Origin of the sequence: Rubrimonas cliftonensis, from assembly GCF_900107585.1 — a bacterium.
GTDB classification, from domain to species: Bacteria; Pseudomonadota; Alphaproteobacteria; order Rhodobacterales; family Rhodobacteraceae; genus Rubrimonas; species Rubrimonas cliftonensis.
Genome location: NZ_FNQM01000006.1, coordinates 35,087 through 53,224, shown reverse-complemented (window position 1 = coordinate 53,224; position 18,138 = coordinate 35,087). Strand labels below are relative to the sequence as shown.

At 70.7% G+C, this 18,138-nt stretch carries 16 protein-coding genes; 7 read left to right on the top strand and 9 right to left on the bottom strand.

Going from position 1 to position 18,138, the window contains the following annotated elements; translation table 11 throughout:
• Positions 1 to 185: 185 nt before the first annotated feature.
• The 5 genes from BLW43_RS11445 to BLW43_RS11425 all read right to left on the bottom strand — a co-directional run bounded on the left by BLW43_RS11445 (position 186) and on the right by BLW43_RS11425 (position 7,724).
• Complete coding sequence (locus BLW43_RS11445) at positions 186 to 3,629, bottom strand: indolepyruvate ferredoxin oxidoreductase family protein (RefSeq protein ID WP_093253479.1); 3,444 nt, start codon at positions 3,627 to 3,629, stop codon at positions 186 to 188.
• Positions 3,630 to 3,858: 229 nt separating this feature from the next.
• Positions 3,859 to 4,788: an ornithine carbamoyltransferase gene (gene argF / locus BLW43_RS11440; RefSeq protein ID WP_093253885.1), complete on the bottom strand. Its 930-nt coding sequence runs from the start codon at positions 4,786 to 4,788 to the stop codon at positions 3,859 to 3,861.
• Entirely contained in the window at positions 4,788 to 5,972 is a 1,185-nt protein-coding gene (locus BLW43_RS11435; protein ID WP_093253477.1) for an aspartate aminotransferase family protein, read from the bottom strand. The genes argF and BLW43_RS11435 overlap by 1 nt, the downstream gene beginning before the upstream one ends.
• Before the next feature lie 200 nt (positions 5,973 to 6,172).
• Entirely contained in the window at positions 6,173 to 7,111 is a 939-nt protein-coding gene (locus BLW43_RS11430; protein WP_175478863.1) for an alpha/beta fold hydrolase, read from the bottom strand.
• A 109-nt stretch (positions 7,112 to 7,220) separates the two neighbouring features.
• A complete protein-coding gene (locus BLW43_RS11425) occupies positions 7,221 to 7,724 on the bottom strand; it encodes a hypothetical protein (protein WP_093253472.1) in 504 nt (167 codons plus the stop codon).
• Positions 7,725 to 7,959: 235 nt separating this feature from the next.
• Here BLW43_RS11425 and BLW43_RS11420 point away from each other — a divergent pair, with 235 nt between their 5' ends.
• Both BLW43_RS11420 and BLW43_RS11415 read left to right on the top strand, forming a co-directional pair.
• Positions 7,960 to 8,661, top strand: a complete 702-nt coding sequence (locus tag BLW43_RS11420; protein WP_093253468.1) for a molecular chaperone DjiA — start codon at positions 7,960 to 7,962, stop codon at positions 8,659 to 8,661.
• A gap of 491 nt (positions 8,662 to 9,152) precedes the next feature.
• Positions 9,153 to 10,103 (top strand): hypothetical protein, encoded by a 951-nt coding sequence (locus BLW43_RS11415; protein WP_093253465.1) that lies wholly within the window; start codon positions 9,153 to 9,155, stop codon positions 10,101 to 10,103.
• Between the two features lie 9 nt (positions 10,104 to 10,112).
• Here the strand turns inward: BLW43_RS11415 and BLW43_RS11410 are convergent, their stop codons facing one another.
• Genes BLW43_RS11410 through BLW43_RS11395 form a run of 4 tightly spaced genes read right to left on the bottom strand, consistent with a single transcriptional unit; the run spans position 10,113 to position 12,265 of the window.
• The gene (locus BLW43_RS11410; protein ID WP_093253462.1) at positions 10,113 to 10,304 is read right to left on the bottom strand and encodes a hypothetical protein; all 192 of its coding nucleotides are present in this window, start codon (positions 10,302 to 10,304) and stop codon (positions 10,113 to 10,115) included.
• Entirely contained in the window at positions 10,301 to 11,422 is a 1,122-nt protein-coding gene (locus BLW43_RS11405) for a WD40 repeat domain-containing protein (RefSeq protein WP_093253460.1), read from the bottom strand. Before BLW43_RS11405 ends, BLW43_RS11410 begins: the two co-directional genes overlap by 4 nt.
• Complete coding sequence (locus BLW43_RS11400) at positions 11,412 to 11,804, bottom strand: hypothetical protein (protein ID WP_093253457.1); 393 nt, start codon at positions 11,802 to 11,804, stop codon at positions 11,412 to 11,414. Before BLW43_RS11400 ends, BLW43_RS11405 begins: the two co-directional genes overlap by 11 nt.
• Positions 11,801 to 12,265: a hypothetical protein gene (locus BLW43_RS11395; RefSeq protein WP_093253454.1), complete on the bottom strand. Its 465-nt coding sequence runs from the start codon at positions 12,263 to 12,265 to the stop codon at positions 11,801 to 11,803. The genes BLW43_RS11400 and BLW43_RS11395 overlap by 4 nt, the downstream gene beginning before the upstream one ends.
• A 468-nt stretch (positions 12,266 to 12,733) precedes the next feature.
• Here BLW43_RS11395 and BLW43_RS11390 point away from each other — a divergent pair, with 468 nt between their 5' ends.
• The 5 genes from BLW43_RS11390 to BLW43_RS11370 all read left to right on the top strand — a co-directional run bounded on the left by BLW43_RS11390 (position 12,734) and on the right by BLW43_RS11370 (position 18,133).
• The gene (locus tag BLW43_RS11390; protein WP_093253452.1) at positions 12,734 to 14,401 is read left to right on the top strand and encodes an aromatic/alkene/methane monooxygenase hydroxylase/oxygenase subunit alpha; all 1,668 of its coding nucleotides are present in this window, start codon (positions 12,734 to 12,736) and stop codon (positions 14,399 to 14,401) included.
• A 52-nt stretch (positions 14,402 to 14,453) separates the two neighbouring features.
• Positions 14,454 to 15,509 carry a 2Fe-2S iron-sulfur cluster-binding protein gene (locus BLW43_RS11385; RefSeq protein WP_093253450.1) on the top strand — a complete coding sequence of 352 codons (1,056 nt, stop codon included), beginning with the start codon at positions 14,454 to 14,456 and terminating at the stop codon, positions 15,507 to 15,509.
• Positions 15,510 to 15,578: 69 nt separating this feature from the next.
• Positions 15,579 to 16,637, top strand: a complete 1,059-nt coding sequence (locus BLW43_RS11380) for an aromatic/alkene monooxygenase hydroxylase subunit beta (protein ID WP_093253446.1) — start codon at positions 15,579 to 15,581, stop codon at positions 16,635 to 16,637.
• A gap of 20 nt (positions 16,638 to 16,657) precedes the next feature.
• The gene (locus BLW43_RS11375) at positions 16,658 to 17,026 is read left to right on the top strand and encodes an MmoB/DmpM family protein (RefSeq protein ID WP_093253444.1); all 369 of its coding nucleotides are present in this window, start codon (positions 16,658 to 16,660) and stop codon (positions 17,024 to 17,026) included.
• 78 nt (positions 17,027 to 17,104) lie between these two features.
• A complete protein-coding gene (locus BLW43_RS11370) occupies positions 17,105 to 18,133 on the top strand; it encodes an amidohydrolase family protein (RefSeq protein WP_093253440.1) in 1,029 nt (342 codons plus the stop codon).
• Positions 18,134 to 18,138 lie beyond the last annotated feature (5 nt).

Sequence of the window (18,138 nt, the reverse complement as noted above, 5' to 3'; positions counted from 1 at the left end):
GCGCACAAGGCGGTCGGTGGACCGAAGGCGCATCGCTCGACCCTTTGCCCGTGCGGCCAGCACGGGCCGCGCCCTTCCTCGGGGGCTCCGCCCGTTCGCCGCGGAAGGCTGAAACCCGCGCTTACCGACCGCCGCGCTTTCCGAACATGGCGTCGTCTCATCCGCCGCCTGCGCGAGCGGGCCGTCTACTCCGCCGCCTGCGCGAGCGGCGCGCCGCCGCGGTCGAACGCCTCCCACAGCTGCGCGCGGCGGGCGTCGGCCCGCGCCGCGTTCGCCGCCTTCACATGGCCGAAGCCCTTCACGTCCTGCGGCCATGACGCCATTTCGACAGCGAGCGCATGGCTTTCGGGCGTCAGCTTCGCGACGAGCCGGACGAGATCGGCGCGGAACTCGGAGATCAGACGGCGCTCCATGCGGCGTTCGGCGGTCCAGCCGAACGGGTCGAGCGGCGTGCCGCGCAACGCCTTGCCCCGGCGCAGCAGGCCGAAGGCGCGCAGCATCCACGGTCCGAAGCTGGCCTTGCGCGGGTGGCCGTCGGGGCCTTTTCGCGCCAGCAGCGGCGGGGCGAGGTGGAGCTCGATGCGCTCCACGCCCTCGAAACCCTCGGCGACCGCCGCCCGAAGCGTCTCGGCGTGGAGCCGCGCGACCTCGTATTCGTCCTTGTAGGACATCAGCTTGTGCAGGCTGACGGCCGCCGCCCGCGTCAGCGCCTCGGCGCCCGGCGCGACGCGCGCCTCGGCGGCGCGCAGGGCGGCGACCGCGGCCTCGAAGCGCCGCGCCCAGCGCCGGCTCTGGTAGGCCGTCAGGCGCGCGGCGCGGTCGGAGATCAGCGCGTCGAGCGTCTCGTCCAAGGGCGCCGCCTCGCCCAGCGCCGCGCGGGCGGCGGCCGGGTCGACCGCCGCCCAGCGGCCGATCCCGAAGGCCAGCTTGTTGCCCTCGACGCCGGCGCCGTTCAGTTCGATGGCGCGCATCAGCGCCGCCCGCGACAGCGGCACGAGGCCGCGCTGCCACGCCGCGCCGAGCATCAGCACATTGGCGTAGATCGCGTCTCCGACCAGCTTCTCGGCCAGCCGCGTGGCGTCGAGCCAGGCGACGGCGTCCGCCCCGACACGCGCCTCCAGCGCCCGGCGCAGCCGCTCGGACGGCAGCGAGAACGCGCCGTCCTTCACGAAGCGGCCCGTGACGATCTCGTGCTCGTTGCAGACGACGCCGGTGCGGCCGCGCGCCATGGTCGCCAGCGCCTTCGGCCCGGCCGCGACCACGAGATCGCCGCCGATCACTGCGTCCGCCTCGCCGGTCGAGACGCGGATGGCGGTGATGTCGGACGGCTTCGGCGCGATGCGGACGTGGATGGAGACGGCGCCGCCCTTCTGCGCGAGGCCGGCCATCTGCATCTCGCCGGCGCCCCTGCCCTCCAGATGCGCGGCCATGCTCAGCAGCGCGCCGACGGTGACGACGCCGGTGCCGCCGACGCCGGTGATGACGGTGTTCCAGATGCGGTCGAGCGGCGGAACCTCCGGCTCGGGCAAGTCGGGAAGGGCGACGCTTGCCCCGGCGGCCTTGCGGGGTTTCGCGCCGTGCAGCGTCACGAAGCTGGGGCAGAAGCCTTCGAGGCAGGAAAAATCCTTGTTGCAGGCCGACTGGTCGATCTGGCGCTTGCGCCCCAGCTTCGTCTCCAGGGGCGTGACCGCGACGCAGTTCGACTTCGCCGAGCAGTCGCCGCAGCCCTCGCAGACCTCGGGGTTGATGAAAACGCGCATGTCGGGGTCGGGGAAGGCGCCGTGCTTGCGGCGGCGGCGCTTCTCCGCGGCGCAGGTCTGGACGTAGACGATGGCCGTGACGCCGGGAACGGACTCCAGTTCGCGCTGGACCGCCATCAGCCGGTCGCGCGTCTCGGCCCGCACGTTGGCGGGCAGGCGCGCGGGCTCGAACGCCTCCTTGGGGTCGTGGACGGCGACGATGCGCTTCACGCCCATCGCGCGCAGCTCCTCCACGATGCGATAGGCGTCCAGCCCGCCCTCGTTGGCCTGGCCCCCGGTCATCGCCACGGCGTCGTTGTAGAGGATCTTGAAGGTGATAGTCGTCCCGGCGGCCACGGCGGCGCGGATGCTCTGGACGCCGGAATGGTTGTAGGTGCCGTCGCCCATGTTCTGGAAGACATGCGCGCGGGAGGAGAAATGCGCTTCGCCGATCCAGTTGGCGCCCTCGCCGCCCATGTGGGTGAAGCCCTCGGTCTCGCGGTCCATCCACTGCACCATGTAGTGGCAGCCGATGCCGGCATAGGCGCGGGCGCCCTCGGGCAGCTTCGTGGAGGAATTGTGCGGGCAGCCGGCGCAGAACCAGGGCTGGCGCTCGGCGATCACTTCAGCGTTGGCGCCGCGACCGGCCTGCGCCAGCGCCTCGGCGCGCGCCGCGACCTCCGGCGTCGTCGCGCCCTCGCCGCGCAGGAGGCCGGCGAGCGCCAGCGCGATCTCCACCGGGTCGAGCGCCATGGTCTCCCTGAACAGGATGCGGCCCGCCTCGTCGCGCCCGCCGATGATGCGGGGGCGGCTCGCGGCGGGGTTGTTGTAGAGCGCCTCCTTGATCTGGGCCTCGATGACGGGGCGCTTCTCCTCCACCACCACCATCAGCTCCAGCCCCTCGGCCCAGGCCGAGAGCGCGACGCCCTCGACGGGCCAGACCATGCCGATCTTCCAGACGGTGAGGCCGAGCCGCTCGCAGGCGGCCTCGTCGATCCCCAGCAGCTCCAGCGCATGGACGAGGTCGAGCCAGCTCTTGCCGGAGGCGACGAGGCCGATCCGGGCGCCGGCGCGGCCATGGGTGCGGCGGTCGAGCCCGTTGGCGCGGGCGAAGGCGAGCGCGGCGTGGCGCTTCACCTCGTGCATCCGCGCCTCCTGCGCCTGCGGCGTGTCGTGGAGGCGGATGGAGACGCCGCCCTCGGGCATGGCGAAATCCGGCGGCTCGACGATGTTCAGGCGGTGGGGGTCCCCGTCGACGACCTCGACGACCTCCACCGTGTCCTTGAGGCATTTGAGCCCGACCCAGAGGCCGGCGTAGCGGCTCAGCGCCCAGCCCATCAGCGAGAAGTCGAGCACCTCCTGCACGCCGGCCGGCGAGAGCACCGGGATCATCGCGTCGAGCATCGCCAGATCGCTCTGGTGGCAGGTGGTGGAGCTTTCGCAGGTGTGGTCATCGCCCATGACGGCGAGGACGCCGCCGAGCGGCGCCGTGCCGGCGAAATTCGCGTGGCGGAAGACGTCGCCCGTGCGGTCGACGCCCGGCCCCTTGCCATACCACATGGCGAAGACGCCCGCATGGCGGCCTTCCCCGCGCAGCTGCGCCTGCTGCGTTCCCCAGCAGGCGGTGGCGGCGAGATCCTCGTTCAGCCCCGGCTGGAAGACGACCTTCGCCGCCGCCAGGCGCCTGCCCTCGCGCGCAAAAGTCTGGTCGACGGCGCCGAGGGGCGAGCCGCGATAGCCGGTGACGTAGCCGGCGGTGTCGAGCCCCGCCGCCGCGTCGCGCGCGCGCTGCATCAGCGCGGCGCGGGTCAGCGCCTGGACGCCCGACAGCAGCACCGACCGCTTGCCGAGGTCGAAACGGTCCGAAAGCGAGACGTCGCGAAGGTCCATGCCGGCCTCCCCTGCACCGACCCGACCGGCGTCGGGCCAGGTGCGCGGCGGCGCCGGGCCCGCAATCCGTCAGGTCCGAAAAAGTTCCGCGCCCTCCGCCGCCCGCCGGGCCCGGGCCACGCGGCGCGCCCCGCGGCGCTCACCGAAAGATAGTGCCGACGCGCCGTGCGGGAAGCAAGCGGGCATGGGAGACGGGCGCCGGCGCGTCCCTGCGCGGCGGCTCGGGCGCCTAGAGCGCGCCGAGGCACCAGCGCAGGATGCCCTTCTGCGCGTGCAGGCGGTTCTCGGCCTCGTCGAAGATCACCGATTGCGGCCCGTCCATGACCTCGGCGGTGGCCTCCTCGCCGCGATGCGCCGGCAGGCAGTGCAGGAACAGCGCGTCGGGCTTCGCCCGCGCCATCAGGCGGGCGTCGACCTGATAGGGCCTCAGCAGGTTGTGGCGACGCTCGCGCGCCTCGCCGGTGTCGTGCATCGAGAGCCATGTGTCGGTGATGACGGCGTCGGCGCCGGCCGCCGCCTCCGCCGGGTCGCGGGTGGTGACGATGCGCCCGCCCTCCGCGCGGGCGCGGGTCAGGTAGCGCTCGGCGACGTCCAGCGTCTCGGGGGTGGCGAGGCTGAGGTCGAAGTCGAAGCGCGGCGCGGCCTCGATGAAGGTCTGCGCGAGGTTGTTGCCGTCGCCCGTCCAGGCGAGCTTCTTGCCGGCGATCGGCCCGCGATGCTCCTCGATGGTCATGATGTCGGCCATGATCTGGCAGGGGTGGCTGTCGTCGGTCAGCGCGTTGATGACCGGCACGCTGGCGGCCTCCGCCATCTCCATCAGCTTCTCGTGGCCGGTGGTGCGCAGCATGATCGCGTCGACGTAGCGGCTCAGCACGCGGCCGGTGTCGGCGAGGCTCTCGCCGCGGCCGAGCTGCATCTCCGAGCCGTTCAGCAGCATGGTCTCGCCGCCGAGCTGGCGCATCGCCATGTCGAAGCTGACGCGGGTGCGGGTGGACGGCTTCTCGAAGACCATCGCCAGCATGCGCCCGGCGAGCGGACGCGCGTCGTCCGGCGCGCCGCGCGTGCGGCCGGCGCGCGCATCCTTCATCGCGCGCGAGGCGTCGATGATGGCGCGCAGGTCGGCGGCGGCGGTCTCGGCGATGTCGAGGAAATGCCGCATCATGCCGCGGCCGCCCTGCGCACCGCCTCGCAGGCGGCCTCGAGCCGCGCGGCGCCCTCGTCGATCTCCGCGTCGGAGACGATCAGCGGCGGCAGCACGCGGGCGACGTTCTCCGCCGCGCCGACGAGCAGCAGGCCGGCGTCGCGCGCGGCGGCGATCACCGCGACGTTCGGCGCGGCGCATTTCAGGCCGAGCAGCAGCCCCTCGCCGCGCACGCCCTCGATCACGTCGGGATAGGCGCTCACCACACCCTCGAGCCGCTGGCGCAGGCGGCCGGCGGCCTCCGAGACGCGCGGCAGGAAGCCTTCGGCGAGCATGACGTCAAGCACCGCCTCGCCCACCGCCATCGCCAGCGGGTTGCCGCCATAGGTCGAGCCGTGGGAGCCGGCGGTCATGCCCGAGGCGGCGGCCTCGGTGGCGAGGCAGGCGCCGAGCGGGAAGCCGCCGCCGATGCCCTTGGCCGCGGCCATGATGTCCGGCGCGATCCCGGCCCATTCATGGGCGAAGAGCCGCCCGGTGCGCCCGTAGCCGCACTGCACCTCGTCGAAGATCAGCAGCGCGCCGCGCGCGTCGCAGAGCTCGCGCAGGCCGCGCAGGCACTGCGGCGGCACGGGCCGCACCCCGCCCTCGCCCTGCACCGGCTCCAGGATCACCGCCGCCGTCTCGTTCGTCACCGCAGCCGTCAGCGCGTCATGGTCGCCGAACGCCACATGGTCGAAACCGGGCAGCAGCGGGCCGAAGCCGTCGGTGTACTTCGCGTTGCCGGCGGCGGAGATCGTGGCCAGCGTGCGGCCGTGGAACGAGCCGGTGAACGTCACGATCCGGTCGCGCTCGGGGTTTCCGGCAAAGCTTTGGAACTTGCGCGCCATCTTGATCGCGCATTCCATCGCCTCGGCGCCGGAGTTGGTGAAGAACACCGTGTCCGCGAAAGTGGCCTCGACCAGCCGCTCGGCCAGCCGCTCCTGGCCGGGAATGCGGTAGAGGTTGGACGTGTGCCAGACCTTGCCTGCCTGCTCGGTCAGCGCCTTGACGAGGTGGGGATGGGCGTGGCCAAGGCTGTTGACCGCGATCCCCGCGCCGAAATCGAGATAGCGTCGCCCGTCGGTCGCCTCCAGCCAGCATCCCTCGCCGCGCGCGACCTCAATGGGCTGGCGCGCGTAGGTGGGCAGGACGGCGTCGATCATGGCGGCCTCCGCTGAAACGCAGGAAATCGCGGGCGCCGGGATGACGCCGCGAAAGCCTGTGTGGTTAAGACTGCGGGCCGGTCCAGTCAACGCCGCCAAGCGCGTGGGGCAAATCGCCGCCGCGAAGCGCGGCCGGCCCCGTCATCGCCGCGAAGCGCGGCGGGCCAACTCATCGCCGCGAAGCGCGGCGGGCTGCCGGTTCAGCGGCCCGCCAGCCGCGCGACTGCGGCGGTCACGGCGTCTTCGCGGACGTGGTGAGGCATGTGGCCGACGCCCTCCAGCAGCGTCAGCCGGCCATGGGCGACGTCGCTTGTCAGCGGCTCGGAATGCACCGAGGCCCACACCGTCTCGTCGGCGAGACCGTGCACGGCTTCGACCGGAACCTTCAGCCCCCGGTAGCGCGGCGCCTGCGCCGCCAGCGCCGCGTCGAGATGGGTCAGATCCTCGGCGTTGTTGCGGAAGGCGTCGCTGCGCAGCGCCAGCGGCACGCCGACATAGTCGGCGTAGCCCGGCGGCACGGCGTTGGGCTCGAAGATCCCGCCCAGCAGTTCGCGCGGGTCGCCGGAGCCGTACCAGAGCCGCGCCGCCCCGCTCACCGCCCAGCCGAGCGCGTCGGTCGCTGCGAGCTGGTAGAGCGCTCCGACCCCCGTCCCCCAGGGATAGGTGGCGCCCGAGACGCTCAGCACGCCGCGCAGGCTCTCCGGCGCGTCGACCGCCCAGGCCATCGCCGCGGCGCCGCCCCAGCTGTGGCCGACGACCACCGGCCCCTCGACCCCCAGCGCCGCGCTCGCCGCGCGCAGCACCCGCGCCTGCACCGCAGGATCCCAGCCGCGCTCGGCCGGCCGGTCGGACCAGCCAAGGCCGGGCCGGTCGAACGCCACCGCCCGCATGCCCATCGCCGCGAGCCGACCGGTCAGCGAGAAGGTGAAGTCGCGCAGGTTGCCGCTGGCCCCGTGCAGCAGCACGACCGGCGGGCCCTCGCCCTCGGAGACGTAGTGGATGCGCAGCCCCTCGACCGTCACGAAAGCGCCGAGCGGCGGGTGGCTGGCGGCCGGTTCGGCCCGGGCGCGCGTGGCCGCTGCGGCGGCCATCGCCGCCCCGAGCCCGGCCGCGCCTGCCAGAAATCCCCTTCGCGTCACCTGCCGCCCCCTCACCCGCGCGATCACGCCGCCCATGCTGAAGGTAGGCGCCGCGGCGGCGCGAGCAACGGTCCTTCCATCCTGCGGCGGTCTCAAGCCGCCTTGTCGATCACAGGAGACGCGCCTTTTCGATCACGTGCGTCGCCTTGGGGTTCCTGTCCACACCGGCGTAGAAAAGCTGGAGCCGGTTGTTGCGCACCTGATCAAACTGCTGAAGCAGTTCGGCCTGCACGTTCGCCTTCCGCCGCATCTGCCGCTGCGAAGCGGTGTACATCAGCTTCACGTCGGGAAAGCGGTAGAGCGCGACGGACAGCGTCAGCAGGTCGCCCGGATTGAAGAACCGACGCCGGATGAAGGCGTTGCGGCTCGTGTGGACATCCGTTCCGCCCTCCCACTCGATCGCGTGCAGCTGGCCGTCGATGTAGTAGTTGTCGATGTGGTATCCGGCGTGAACCGCGTATTTCTCGCGCCCGATGTTGAATGGGATACTGTGGTTCTGGGTGATGTGGCCGTAGGCCTGCCCAAGCTGGAAGTAGACCGTGGGGTTGTCGTTGAGCGCCCCAGTGTAGCCGATGATGTTGCGGATGTTGTAGAGCCAGTTGCAATAGGCCATGCGGCTTCTCCCGATGAAAGACGGCGCTCGGTTGCGGGCGTCCGATGCGAATTCGGGGAGTAGGTCGCGCGAACTCCGCCGGCGGTTCACTCGGCGCGAAACTTTTCCGCGGCCCGAAGCGGAGCCGTCGCGCGTGGCGCGCCGGCGCGCGCTGACGCCATCGTGAACCGGTCTCAGCCGGCCGCGACAAGGACGCGGCTGGCGGGCGCCGCAGCGCAGCGGTAGCCTCGCGCCCATGTCGATCTGGGCCCGCATCGCAGATGCGCTGAAGGCGCTGACCGCCGGAGAGGGGCTCTCGGCGGTGCTGAGCCGGCTGTCCGCGCCGCCGGAGCGCAGCGCGGCCTTCACCATCGCGGTGATCGCGCTGGGCGCCAAGATGGCCAAGGCCGACGGTCAGGTGACGCGCGACGAGGTCTCCGCCTTCCGCCAGGTGTTCACCATACCGCTCAGCTCCGAGGCTGCGGCCGCGCGCGTCTTCAACCTCGCGCGGCAGGACGTGGCGGGCTTCGAGAGCTACGCGCGGCAGGTGGCGCGGATGTTCGGGCCGGGTTCGCCGACGCTGTGCGACCTGATGGACGGGCTGTTCTTCATCGCGCTGGCGGACGGGCGCTACCACCCCGACGAGGACAGCTTCCTGCGCCGCTGCGCCGAGCTCTTCGGGCTCGACGACCGCGCCTTCCGCCGCCTGCGCGCGGCATGGGCGCCCGACGACGCCGACCCCTGGGCGGTGCTGGGGCTCGACCCCGGCGCCTCGGAGGCCGCGGCGCGGGCGCAGTGGCGCAGGCTGGTGCGTGAGACCCACCCCGACCGGATGCTCGCCCGCGGCGTGCCCGAGGAGGCCGTCAAGCTCGCCACCGCGAGGCTGGCGCGCATCAACGCCGCCTATGAGGCCATCCTGGAGATGCGGTCGGCGCCGGCGGAGGCCGCGGCGCGCTAGGCTCGATACCCGCGGGCGCGCGCCGGCGAGGCCCGCGCCCGCAGCATCGGCTCGGCGGCGCACGCCGGCGTCGGATCGCCGGCGCCGGTTCCCGCCTGCGCCGCCCGAACCGCCCGCGCAAGATCGCGCCGAGTTTCAGGCCGAAGTTCGGAAGCACCCGCCGCAGCGGCATTGCCGGCGCCGCCATGCCCTGCTGGAGCGATTTTCGCGCGCCGAGCGCGGCGCGGCCCCCCTGCGCCGGCGCCGACTGGCGCTGCGCCGGACGAAACCGGCCGGGGTGAAGCAGGCGAAGGGCGCCCTCGCCCGCCCGTCGATCCGTCTTGACCGGCATGGCCGTGAGGGCGGCCTTCGCCTGTCGCGACTCCATCCGGACGACATCCCGACCCGCCGCGCTCGGCCCGCGATGCGCCCGCTGCGACGCCGACGGCCCGCTGCGCCGGCCCGAGCGCTGTGCTAGCGTCGTCCGCGAGTTGCGAGGAGCGTTGTGCGGCATGATGTTTGCGGGTGGAACGGAGAGCTTCGAGGCGCGTTACCGCGGGGTCTCGCCCCAACTTCTCGCCCGCGTGCGGCAGAACTGGTCGGCGCAGCAGATCGATCTCGACGCGCTCTGGCGCGAGGCCGTGGCCGCGATGCCCGGCTTCCGCGACCCCGAGCCGGGCGTCGCCGCGCTCGACAGCCGCCCGGTGGACCTGCTGCTGCTGTTCGATCAGGGCTATCTGTGGGTCGACGCGCTGCGGCGCGAGGCGGCGGCGCTCATCGCGCATCCGCCGGACGCGCAGACGGCTCTGACCCGGGAGCAGACCTCCGGGCTCGGCGCCCTCGCCGCGCGGCTCTGCGACGACCTCGCGGCCGTGCGGCTGCTGGCGCTGGCCGGGCTGGCCACGCCGGCGATGCAGATCAGCCGGACCGTCTCCGAGGACGTCGACCTCGCGCTCGCAATCCTCGTGCGGCGCAAGGTTGCGGCCGCCTTCGACGCCTGCCGCACGCCCGAGGACGCCGCCGCCTTCTGGCGCAGCCATGTCGCCGGCGGGCGGGCGTTCCAGCTCGTCGCCCGCGCGCTCTACGAGCACGGGCTGGACCGGGGGGAGGACAGCGAATACGCCCGCTGGCGCCGCGAGGTGCTGACGTTTCTGGGCGCCGCCGTTCATGGCGGGCCGGGCGCGGGGATGGGCGCGGCGGCGCAGGCGGCGCGCAGGGCGCCGCTCGGCTCGGCGCTGCAGGAATGCCTGTATTTCGCGACCGTTAGGGTGCAGGAGCTGAGCGCCTACGCGATCGTTCTGGGGGCCTCGCTGCGGGCCGACCTCGGGCGGCTCGCGCCGCAGAGCCCGGCCCAGGCGGCGCGGCTGCGCTTCCTGCTGCGTGGCGGCGACATCCTCATCGACCAGATGCGCTGGCTCACCGAGGCCGACGAGCCGCCGCGGCGCAGCGCAGCGCTGCACTGACCCCCGGCGTCAGTGCTGGCGGCCGGACGACATCTTGCCCTCCGCGGTCCAGCGCGCGGCGAGCACGAAAGCGCCGGTGGCGAAGTCCTTGCCATGCTCGGCGGTCATCTCCTGCGCGATCTCCGCGATGCGGCGGAAATAGGCGTCCTTGCTCTCCTCCTCGGGCGTCAGGCGGGGCGGAGCGCCGGTCTGTTCGGTCATCGTGCCGGTCCTTCCTTGAAGAGGCTCGGGGGGAACGAGACGAGCGCGATCTCTCCCGCCGCGTCGCCATAGGCCAGATGCGCGCCGTCGGCGGAGAACGCGAGCGCCGTCGGCGGCGCGCCGCGGTCGCGCAGCAGCATCTCGCCGCGCCCGCCGATCTGGGAGAGGCAAAGCAGGCCGCTGGAATAGCCCGCCGCCGCGAGGGGCCGGTCGGGGCTGGCGGCGACGCGCTCCACGATCACCAGGCCCGGCCTGCCGGACTCCAGCGGCGTGCCGAGGCCGTCCTCCGAGCGCCGCCACGCCGCGACGCGGTAGGCGCCCGAGGCGACCAGCGCGCCGGCCGCGACGCTCCAGCCGACGCTGCGCACGGGCGCGGGGAAGTCCCCGACGACGCCGGCCGCTCCGTCGGCGAGGCGGATGAGCGCGAAGCCGCCGTCGCCGCAGCCGGCTGCGAGCCATGCGCCGTCGGGCGAAACCGAGAGCATGTGCGCTGGCGCCGGCAGATCGACGGCCTCGACGGCCCCGCCGCGTCGCCAGATCGCCACGCCCGCATCATGGGCGGCGGCGAGCCAGGCCCCGTCAGGGGCGAAGGCGAGCGCGCGCGCCTGAAGCCCCGCGTCCAGCGCCAGCCGGTCGACCGCGCCGCCCTCCCGCAGGATCGCGACGCCGCCGGCGGCCGCGACGGCCGCCGCCGGAGAGGCGGGATCGGCGGCCAGCGCCGTCGGCGGCCCGTCGACGGGAACCGCAAGCGGCGTCACCTGCCCCCGCGGCGTGACGCTCGCCAGACCGCCCGCCGCGCGCCCGGCGACGAAGGTCCGCGCGCCGAACGGCGCCGCCGGGCCGCGCACGCCGGCAGCGCGCTCCACGGGGCGCGGCGGGTTGCGGCGGGGCTGGATCGAATGGCGGCCGTCCTCGACGGAGAGGCGGATGCGCGCCTCGGCGCGCTCGGGGTCGGCGACCGGGACGAGCCCGAGCCCGCTCTCCGCCGCGAAGGCGACGGCGGAGCCGTCGCGGTTGAAGACCGCCTGCGACACCGCCCCGTCCAGCGCCCAGCGCCGGCCGATCAGGTCGAGCAGGGACGGGGCGACCGGCGCCTCGTCCGGCGCGTCATAGGACATCTGACTGCTCCTTTCCGGGCGCCGTTCCGGCGCTGTCCCGCAGGTACGCCTCGCGCCCCTGCGCGGCGGCCTCGCGCTCCTGCGCGGCGGCGAGGTCGGCGTCGATCGCGGCGAGGCGGGCGTCGAGCGCGCCCACGCGCGCCTCCGCCCGGGCCAGCGCGGCGAGCGCCGCGTCGTCCTCCAGATAGGCGGCGGCGAGCTCGGCCTCGATCTCCGCCGTCTCGTCGCCGCCAGCGAGCCGGGCCTCGAGCCGCGCGACCGCGATCTGGGCGCCGCCCGCCGCAGCCTGGGCGCGATGGCAGGCCGCGTTCGCCGCGCCGATCTCGAGCACGACCTCCAGGCGCTCGGCGAATACCGCGGCGGGCGAGCGCGCCCCGCTCACCGCCGCACCCTGCGCTCGGCGTCGGCCTCGATGGCGCCGAGCTGGTCGGGCAGCCCGTCGGCGTCGGCTAGGAACTTGCGCTCGACGCTCTCGATGTGGTTGCGCAGCGCGTCCCAGATGTCGGAGCGCATGACGCGCGAGCTGTCGCCCATCAGCCGCTCCATCTCCTCGATGCGGAACGGGCGCGACAGCGAGACGCCGGAGAACACGAAGTCGCGCATCTCGGTCGCGTGCATGTCGATGAAGATCTGCAGGAGCGCATGGTCCTCGCGCCGTATCCCGCGCGCCTCCAGCTCCCGGATGACCAGATCCTGGAAGTATTTCAGCACCTGATACTGCGTCTCGCCGACGAACTGCATCACGAACATCAGGTCGCGTGGCGCGCGCGCGACGATGCTCTCGGCGAGCCGGGAAGGGCCTTCGCCGCCGCCTGAGCCCGCTTCAAGGTCGAATTTCGGCATTGCGCGCCTCCCGGCCCGGTTCGCCCGGCGCATCGCCTGGCGCGCCGGACCTTGGCCCTGACCAGTAGAAGCGCGGTCACGCCGAAAATCAACAGCCGCGATATTGGACAAATGGCTGTAACAGTATCTGATCGATACTGTTACGATTGTAACGCTTCTTTACAACGTTTTGCGAACGCGAAAAAAATGCCGTATCGCAACAAATCCTTAACTTTCAGATCGATGCCCCCCGCGGGGCGCTCTGGCACGGCTCTTGCTGCGAAGGAGGCACAAGAAGCGCGGCGGCCCGATGGGCCTGTCGCCGCAAGAACAAAGGAAGGGAGAATCGGTCTTGAGGCAGACCCTGCGCCTTCGGGAGGCCGGCCGACCGCTCGGCGCCCGCCCGGCCCGCACGCCCTCCGCTGACCTTTGCCGCATTCCTTCGGCCGGAGTTCTCCGGCGCCCCACCAATGGAAAGGGTGAACGGCAATGTCGTCATTGACCTTGAACAAGATCACCGCCCAGAAAGGCATCTCCGTCGGCGAAGCCGCGAAGAAGATCGCCGATCTCGGCTGGAATCCCTCCTATGTCCAGGAGGCGATGACCTACCCGACCGACTACAAGATCGCAAAGGCCCCGCGCGATCCGATGAAGCAGGTGCTTCGCTCCTACTTCCCGATGCAGGAGGAGAAGGACAACCGGGTGTACGGCGCGCTCGATGCGGCTTTGCGGGGCGACATGTTCCGCAACGTCGAGCCCCGTTGGGTCGAGTGGATGAAGCTGTTCCTCGCGATCATCCCGTTCCCGGAGATCTCCGCCGCCCGCTCCATGGCCATGGTCGCCCGTCTCGCCCCCGGCGAGGACCTGCGCACCGGCTTCACCATGCAGATGGTCGATGAATTCCGCCATTCCACGATTCAGATGAACCTGAAGAAGTGGTACATGGAGAACTACATCGACCCCGCCGGCTTCGACATCACCGAGGAAGCCTTCGGCAAGTGCTACGCCACGACGATCGGCCGCCAGTTCGGCGAAGGCTTCATCACCGGCGACGCGATCACCTCGGCGAACATCTACCTGACCATCGTGGCTGAGACGGCGTTCACCAACACGCTGTTCGTCGCCATGCCGTCGGAAGCCGCGCGCAACGGCGACTACGCCCTGCCGACGGTGTTCCTCTCGGTGCAGTCCGACGAGAGCCGGCACATCGGCAACGGCCACTCGCTGCTGATGGCGACGCTGAAGGACCCCGAGAACCACCTGCTGATCGAACGGGACATGAAATACTCGTTCTGGCAGAACCACGCCATCGTCGACGCCGCCATCGGCACCTTCATCGAATACGGCACCACCAACCGCGACAAGGACAAGGAGTCCTATGCGGAGATGTGGCACCGCTGGATCTACGAGGACTACTACCGCACCTACATGCTGCCGCTCGAAAAATACGGCATCAAGATCCATCACGACGACGTCGCGGCGGCCTGGGACCGGATCACCAAAAAGAACTACGTCCACAAGGTCGCGCAGTTCTTCGCGGTCGGCTGGCCGGTGAACTTCTGGCGGATCGAGGCCCAGCACGACAAGGACTTCGAGTGGTTCGAGGCCAAGTATCCGGGCTGGTATGCTGAGTTCGGCGAATTTTGGAAGTGGTACGCCAAGCTGTCGAAGAAGGGCAGCAAGGTCATCACCTTCAACGAGGACGTCGGTTACGTCTATCCGCACCGCTGCTGGTCGTGCCTCGTGCCGTGCCTGATCCGCGAGGACATGGTCGTGGACGAGATCGACGGCAAGCTGCACACCTTCGCCCACGAACTCGACCGCTGGACCGCCGTGGAGGCGTTCTCCGACGAGTTCCAGGGCCGCCCGACCCCCGCGATGGGCCGGTTCTCCGGCAAGCGCGAGTGGGAGACGCTCTATGACGGGTGGGATCTCGCCGACGCCATCGTGGACCTCAACTTCGTCCGCGCCGACGGCAAGACGCTGATCCCCCAGCCGCATCTGCGCTTCGACGACAAGGAGATGTGGACGCTCGACGACGTGCGCGGCCACACGCTCGGCTCGCCGCTGAACGCGCTCAGGGCGATGTCGCCCGAGGCGCGCGAGCAGCACATCGCCGAGTACCGGGCCGGCTTCACGATCAACCCCTGCCACTGACGCGAGACGGGGGCCGGCGCTGCGCCGGCCCCTTCTTTCCGGGGAGGACGCCATGGGCGACGTCTATACGGTGCGGCTTGAGCCGGTCGGGGTGGAGTTCGAGGTCGAGGAGGGCGAGACCGTCCTCAACGCCGCGTTCCGCCAGGGCATCTCGCTGCCGCACGGCTGCAAGGAAGGCCAGTGCTCGGCCTGCAAGTGCACCCTCGTCGAGGGCGAGGTCGACATGATGAAGTATTCGACCTTCGCGCTGAGCGACAGCGAGAAGGACCAGGGCGGCATCCTGCTCTGCCGCGCGCTGGCGCTGTCGGACCTGGAGGTGGAGCTTCTCAACTTCGACGAGGAGCTTCTGTCAAAGGCCATCGCGGTGAAGGACTTCACCGGCCGCATCACGCGGATCGACCGCCTGACCCACGACATCCGCGCCATCGAGATCGAACTTTCCGCGCCGATGAAGTTCTGGGCGGGCCAATATGCCGACATCACAGTCACCACGAAAGCGGGGGAGACGATTACGCGCTCGTTTTCCATGGCAAATACGCCAGAGCAAACCGAAGCCCTCCAGTTCATCATCAAGAAATACCCCGAAGGACGATTCAGCGCCGAACTCGACGGCGGCGGAATCGACGTCGGCGCGGCAGTCTCCGTGCGCGGCCCCTTCGGAAGCTGCTTCCGGCGAGAAGACCGAGACGGCGCCCTGATCCTCGTCGCGGCGGGCTCGGGCATGTCGCCGATCTGGTCGATCCTGCGCGACCACATCGCCAGCGGCGAGACGCGGCCGGTGCATTTCTTCTACGGCGCCCGCACCCGCGACGACCTGTTCTACCTCGACCGCATCGCCGAGGCGACCAAGGGGCGCGACGTGACCTTCACCCCCGTGCTGAGCCACGCCGACGACGACGCGGAGTGGTCCGGCGAGCGCGGCTTCGTCCACGAAGTCGTGGCGCGCAGGCTCAAGGAGCTCGGCATCGACGGCCAGGGCGACGTCTACGCCTGCGGGCCGCCGCCGATGATCGACGCGCTCTCGCCCGTTCTGTTCATGGAGGACTTCGACCCCGACCGGATCTTCTTCGACAGGTTCACGCCGTCCACCGGTTCGTCGGCCCACTGACCGCAAAAGGTCAGTCGCGGGCCGACCGCTGCGCGGATGAACCCCAACAAAACGAGGAAGGAAACACCCATGCCAGCCCTCTCCAGCTCGGTCGGCTCAGGCGCCGCCGGCGCCGCGGTCTTCTCCGGCTCCGACAGCCGCCGCTACCGCTACTTCGACCCCAAGGGCAAGCGCGCGACGCATTACGAGGACATGACCGTTGACGTGCAGCCCGACCCCGAGCGCTACCTGATCCAAGACTGGATCATCTCGTTCCCGAACGGCGACGGCGCCTACATCAAGGGCGCGACCCACGCGAAATCCTCGAACTGGCACGCCTTCCGCGCGCCCGACCAGGAGTGGGAGCGCACCCACTACCAGCGCCAGTCCAAGATCGAGACCATGGTGCAGCAGGTGATCGCCAACGCCCGCAAGGCGCAGGCCCCGAAGGCCTTCGACCGGGCGTGGCTGAAGGTGCTGCAGAACCATCTCGGCGCCTGGAAGCACGCGGAATTCGGCCTCGGCACCTCGCTGATGCAGGCCCAGCGCTACGGCTACACCCAGATGATCAACAACGCGACGCTGACCAACAGCTCCTACAAACTGCGGCTCGCACAGGACATCACCCTCTACCTCGCCGAGATCGGCATGGACATCGAGGGCTGGGACGACGAGGCCGGCAAGCGCGCCTGGCTGGAAGACCCGATCTGGCAGGGAACGCGGCAGGCGGTCGAAACCATCATGGGCTCGTCCGACTACGTCGAGCAGTATCTCGCCATCAACCTCGTCTTCGAGCCGCTGGTGGGCGAGCTGTTCCGCTCGGGCTTCCTGATGCAGTCGGCGGCGGCCAACAACGACTTCGTGACGCCGGCGGTGATCTCGGCGGCGGAGGCCGACTACGAGCGCAACCTCGCCAACGCCATCGACTTCGCCTTCATGCTCGTCTCCGACCCCGAGCACGGCGAGGCCAACAGCGCGCTGATCTCGGGCTGGGTGAAGGCCCATGGCGCGCTCGCCGACGCGGCCTCGGCGAACCTGCGGCCGATCTGGTCGCAGCCGCACAGCAAGCCGCTCTCCTACGACGACGCGCGCGCGACCTCCGTCGAGCGGCTCGACAAGATCCTCGGCGAACTCGGCCTCGGCCGCTGACCGGAACGGAGACAGACAAGATGAGCACGATCGCACGCGACGCATCGCACCAGAACATCTTCAAGGCGATGAAGGACATCACCTTCGACAAGACCATCTCGCACCAGTGCGGGGTGACGATGAACGACAGCGTGGAGGCCCGCGCCATCGCCGAATTCATGGGCGAGAAGGAAGGCGTCACCGTCACCTACGCCCCCGCCCTGATCCGCATCGACGGCGAAGGCAAGCTGATCTTCAGGATGTCGGACATCAGCGAGTATCTCGGCCGCGAGATGACCGCCGAGATCTTCGAGGTCAACACCTCCACCCATTACGGCCGCATGGTCCGCGTGGACGACGACACCGTGATCCTGTTCGGCAACATGGACGAGGTGATGGAGTTCATCTGAGCGGCGCGCGTCGCCGCCCCGAGCGGCGGCGCGCTCCTTCTTCCTCCAGAAAAACAGGAATCCAGGGAGAGACCCCCGATGTTCGTCACGCCCGAAGGCAAGGAGATCTTCGTTCTCGACGGCCATACCCATTTCTGGGACGGCAGCCCCGAGAACCACCGCAACGTCCACGGCAAGCAGTTCATCGACTGCTTCTACGGCTACCACATGGCGCTGAGCCCGGCCTCGGAGCAGTGGGACAAGGCGCGCTTCGAGAAGATGACCGCCGACGCCTACTATCGCGACATGTTCGCCGACGGCATGGTGGACATGGCGATCGTCCAGTCCACCGCGCTGCGCGACTTCTACCACAAGGGCTTCAACCCGATCGAGCGCAACTGGGAGCTGAAGGCCCGCCACGGCGACCGGCTCATCATCAATGGCAGCTTCGACCCGCGCGAGGGCGAGAAGGCCTACGAGGCCATCCACCAGCAGATCGAGGACTACGGCGTGAAGGGCTTCAAGCTCTACACCGCCGAGTGGAACGGCGACAGCCGGGGCTACAAGGTCTCCGACGAGGCCTCGCACCGCTGCTTCGAACTCTGCGAGAAGCTGGGCGTGAAGAACTTCCACCTGCACAAGGGGCCGACCATCATCCCGCTCTCGCTCGACGCCTTCGACGTGCGCGACGTGGACGTGGCCGCGACCGATTTTCCCAACCTCAACTTCGTCGTGGAGCATTGCGGCCTGCCGCGGCTCGACGAGTTCTGCTGGATCGCGGTGCAGGAGGCCAACGTCTACGGCGGCATCGCCGTGGCGCTGCCCTTCATCCACTCGCGCCCGCGCTATTTCGGCGAGGTGATGGCGGAACTGCTGTTCTGGCTGGGGCCGGACCGCATCTTCTTCGGCTCGGACTATGCGATCTGGACGCCGAAATGGCTGATCGAGAAGTTCATGGCCTACGAGATCCCCGAGGACATCGCCGCCGAGCGCGGCGTGCAGCTGACCATGGAGATCAAGGAGAAGATCCTCGGCCGCAACGCGGCGGCGCTCTACGGCGTCGACATCGAGGCGATGAAGGCGCGGCTCGCGAACGACCCCGTCGCCGTCGCCGTCGCGGCGGAGTGAGCCCG